4 protein-coding genes are annotated in these 2,844 nt (G+C 38.9%); all 4 read left to right on the forward strand.

Features of this window, described 5'->3' with window-relative positions; genetic code table 11:
- Positions 1 to 263 precede the first annotated feature (263 nt).
- Positions 264 to 488, forward strand: a complete 225-nt coding sequence (locus LBQ60_03245; protein ID MDR2036918.1) for a DUF2188 domain-containing protein — start codon at positions 264 to 266, stop codon at positions 486 to 488.
- Between the two features lie 433 nt (positions 489 to 921).
- Positions 922 to 1,476 carry a hypothetical protein gene (locus tag LBQ60_03250; GenBank protein MDR2036919.1) on the forward strand — a complete coding sequence of 185 codons (555 nt, stop codon included), beginning with the start codon at positions 922 to 924 and terminating at the stop codon, positions 1,474 to 1,476.
- Between the two features lie 12 nt (positions 1,477 to 1,488).
- Entirely contained in the window at positions 1,489 to 2,535 is a 1,047-nt protein-coding gene (locus tag LBQ60_03255) for a hypothetical protein (protein MDR2036920.1), read from the forward strand.
- Positions 2,504 to 2,844 (forward strand): hypothetical protein (locus LBQ60_03260; protein ID MDR2036921.1); only part of this gene is annotated, 341 nt, incomplete at its 3' end. The genes LBQ60_03255 and LBQ60_03260, both read left to right, overlap by 32 nt.

The raw sequence follows: 2,844 nt of genomic DNA on the forward strand, positions 1-2,844 counted from the left end.
GCGAGACGTTTCGCTTTTATCTGTTCGCCAATACTCCGGTAGAAGCTTTCTTTCGTTCTCATAAGTCAATTCTATCGTATTTCGGACGGAATGTCAATATAATTGACGTGAAAACCGAATTTTCTCATTTTTGTTGGTAAATTATATTGACAATGGCATAATATTTCGTTATATTTGACAATTATAATGACATTATGTGAAGGGCATAATGTCGATTCCGTTGTTATTCCATGATGCTGGTAGTCGTGGGAGAGGAGTAGATTATGAAAAATCAACACCATGTTGTTCCCAATTCCAAAGGGGGATGGGATGTAAAGCTGGCCGGAGCCGCAAAAGCAAGCGCCCATGCGGAAACCAAACAGGCGGCAGTTGACCTGGGCAGGGCCATGAGCCGTCATCAAGGGACTGAATTTGTCATCCATGGTAAAGATGGGAAAATTCAGCAGAGCGATAGTCACGGAAACGACCCGTTTCCGCCCAGGGGGTAAAAACATGGCAGATTGTAACGCCGAATTTAAGACTTTTTTAGATGCCATTCAGTTAAGCAAAACCAAAGTGGCCGATCTGCGCCGATCCAGGAGTGCTAAGGTTCGGCGGGGGCTCAGCATATCTCGTCTTCCGCTCTTGCTCTTGATCTCCAGAGTAGGCTTTCGCGAAAACATGGATAAATTGATCATAGGCCCTTTGACAAACGCTCGCCATCGGCGGTATCGTAAATAAAGAGGTAATCTGTAAATCACGGAACAAAATAGTCTATATTTCCTTCGAAATGCCTTTGCTTCTGAGCAAAAATGTTTAATTGCAAACCTGGAATCTTCGGATAGGATTGCCCATAACGGAGATAAGGGTGAGGTTAATGAAAGATATTTCATTGATTTTTTAACCAAGTATTTACCAAACAGGTATACTGTCGAAAAAGCAATGATCATTGACTCTGAAGGAAGCGTAAGCCATTCTATTGACATTGTAGTTTTTGATAGACAATACACCCCAACATTACTGGACAATAACAAGCACCGCTATGTTCCTGCAGAGGCTGTTTATGCTATATTTGAATGTAAACCCACCATTAATAAAGGGTATCTTGAATATACAGCAGAGAAAATCCTGTCCGTCAGAAGATTAAAGCGTACCTCAGTTGATATTGTACATGCGGGAGGAGTGTATCCGGCCAAGAAACACTTTGATATAATAGGGGGAATTCTTGCATTGCGAGTTGATTGGGAGGACGATTTCGGTATAACTTTTCAGAAAAACCATAAAACGCTAACCGGCGATAAACGTGTTGATTGTGGATTTGCCGCTGAAGGGGCAAGTTTTGATATTTTTGCAGATGTTGACAGTTTTGTTTATACTTTTGGGCCAAAGGAAAACTCTTTGGCATATTTTGTGTTTCGATTATTATGGAAGCTTCAATCATTGGCAACGGTTCCTGCTGTTGATTGGATGGCATATGCAAACACTTTGAGTGAATAAAAGGAGATTAATATGTTTGATTATAGTGATGCAATTGATGCTTTTTGGGATGAAAAAGTAAGGCTAAGTACAGTTTTTAAAGAAAAGCTGTATAATCATAGAAAAGCAAACCGAGATCGACTTATTTCCCGGGTGCCGGAAACACTTGGCATAACTATTACCGAATCCTGTTTTAAGCCACAAGGGTCTATGGCCATGCAAACAATAATTCAAACACGTTTTTCTGATGAGGAATACGATATTGATGATGGGATAGTCTTTGAAAAAGAAGATCTTAAAAACGATGATGGGGAATATTTCTCCACGGAATACATAAGGGAAAAAATCAAAGAAACTTTAAAAGATGGCAGATTCTGCAAGCAGCCAAAATTGTGTAAAAACTGTGTCAGAGTCTTTTATTCTGAAGAAGATGAAGAAAAACATCACGTCGATTTTCCAATATACCGAAAATATAATAACGATAATGATGATATTGTCAGAGAGCTTGCGAATGAGGAAGAATGGATAGAATCAGATCCAACACAGGTTAATACCTGGTTTAATGACGAGATTGAATCAAGGAACAAGCAGAAAACAGGGAAAGGCAGTCAATTACGAGTTCTCATTCAGTTATTAAAACGGTTTGTACGGAGTCGCCAGAATTGGGATATGCCCAATGGCATGAAATTAACAATGCTTGCCACGGAATGTCAAAATACTTTTTATGACAGGACCGATCGGGCATTTCGGGAATTGTTGCTAAATATTAATTCTCGGCTTAAAATATCAAAAACAATCAGGAATCTTGCTCACCCGGATGAGCCCACAATCACAAAGACTAACAATGATACCAATGTTAATAATCTAAAAGACAAGATTGAGATGGCCATTGATAAATTGATTGCACTGGATGCTTCTGACTGTGACATAAAGCAAGCAAGGTCTGTTTGGGATTGGATATTCATGGGTGATGGATTTTTTGATGATTTTGATGAAAAGCGTACTGATTCTTCCGAGGGCATTGCTTCTTCTTCATCCAGATATCCTGTTGAACATCGAGGAGGGGGAAGATTTGGATGAAAAAGAATCCTTTTTATCTCGCCGGCGCGAAGACGCATTGATAAAAATTGAGTATTATTTATCACGAGCTGGTAGATATTTACAACTAACTGATGTCGAAAAAAAGGGATTAGATGTATGGAGAACCGAATATACTAACTCTGATAAGACTTGGGAAATACATATTATTTTCCCAGAATTTTATCCAGATGAACTTCCAAAAATAAGGGTAACTAATTTTGAAAATTTATTCTTGAAAAATCCCCATGTTGAGGATGATGGGTATTTATGTATAATTCCTGATTCCTCAAGTTTTGATAGTGAAGATAT

It is taken from the genome of Bacteroidales bacterium (assembly GCA_031275285.1).
Lineage (GTDB): Bacteria > Bacteroidota > Bacteroidia > Bacteroidales > UBA4181 > JAIRLS01.

Bases quoted from the DNA above. Each gene is read 5' to 3' on its own strand.
- LBQ60_03245 (MDR2036918.1), top strand. From the start codon at position 264: ATGAAAAATCAACACCATGTTGTTCCCAATTCCAAAGGGGGATGGGAT.
- LBQ60_03250 (MDR2036919.1), top strand. From the start codon at position 922: ATGATCATTGACTCTGAAGGAAGCGTAAGCCATTCTATTGACATTGTA.
- LBQ60_03255 (MDR2036920.1), top strand. From the start codon at position 1,489: ATGTTTGATTATAGTGATGCAATTGATGCTTTTTGGGATGAAAAAGTA.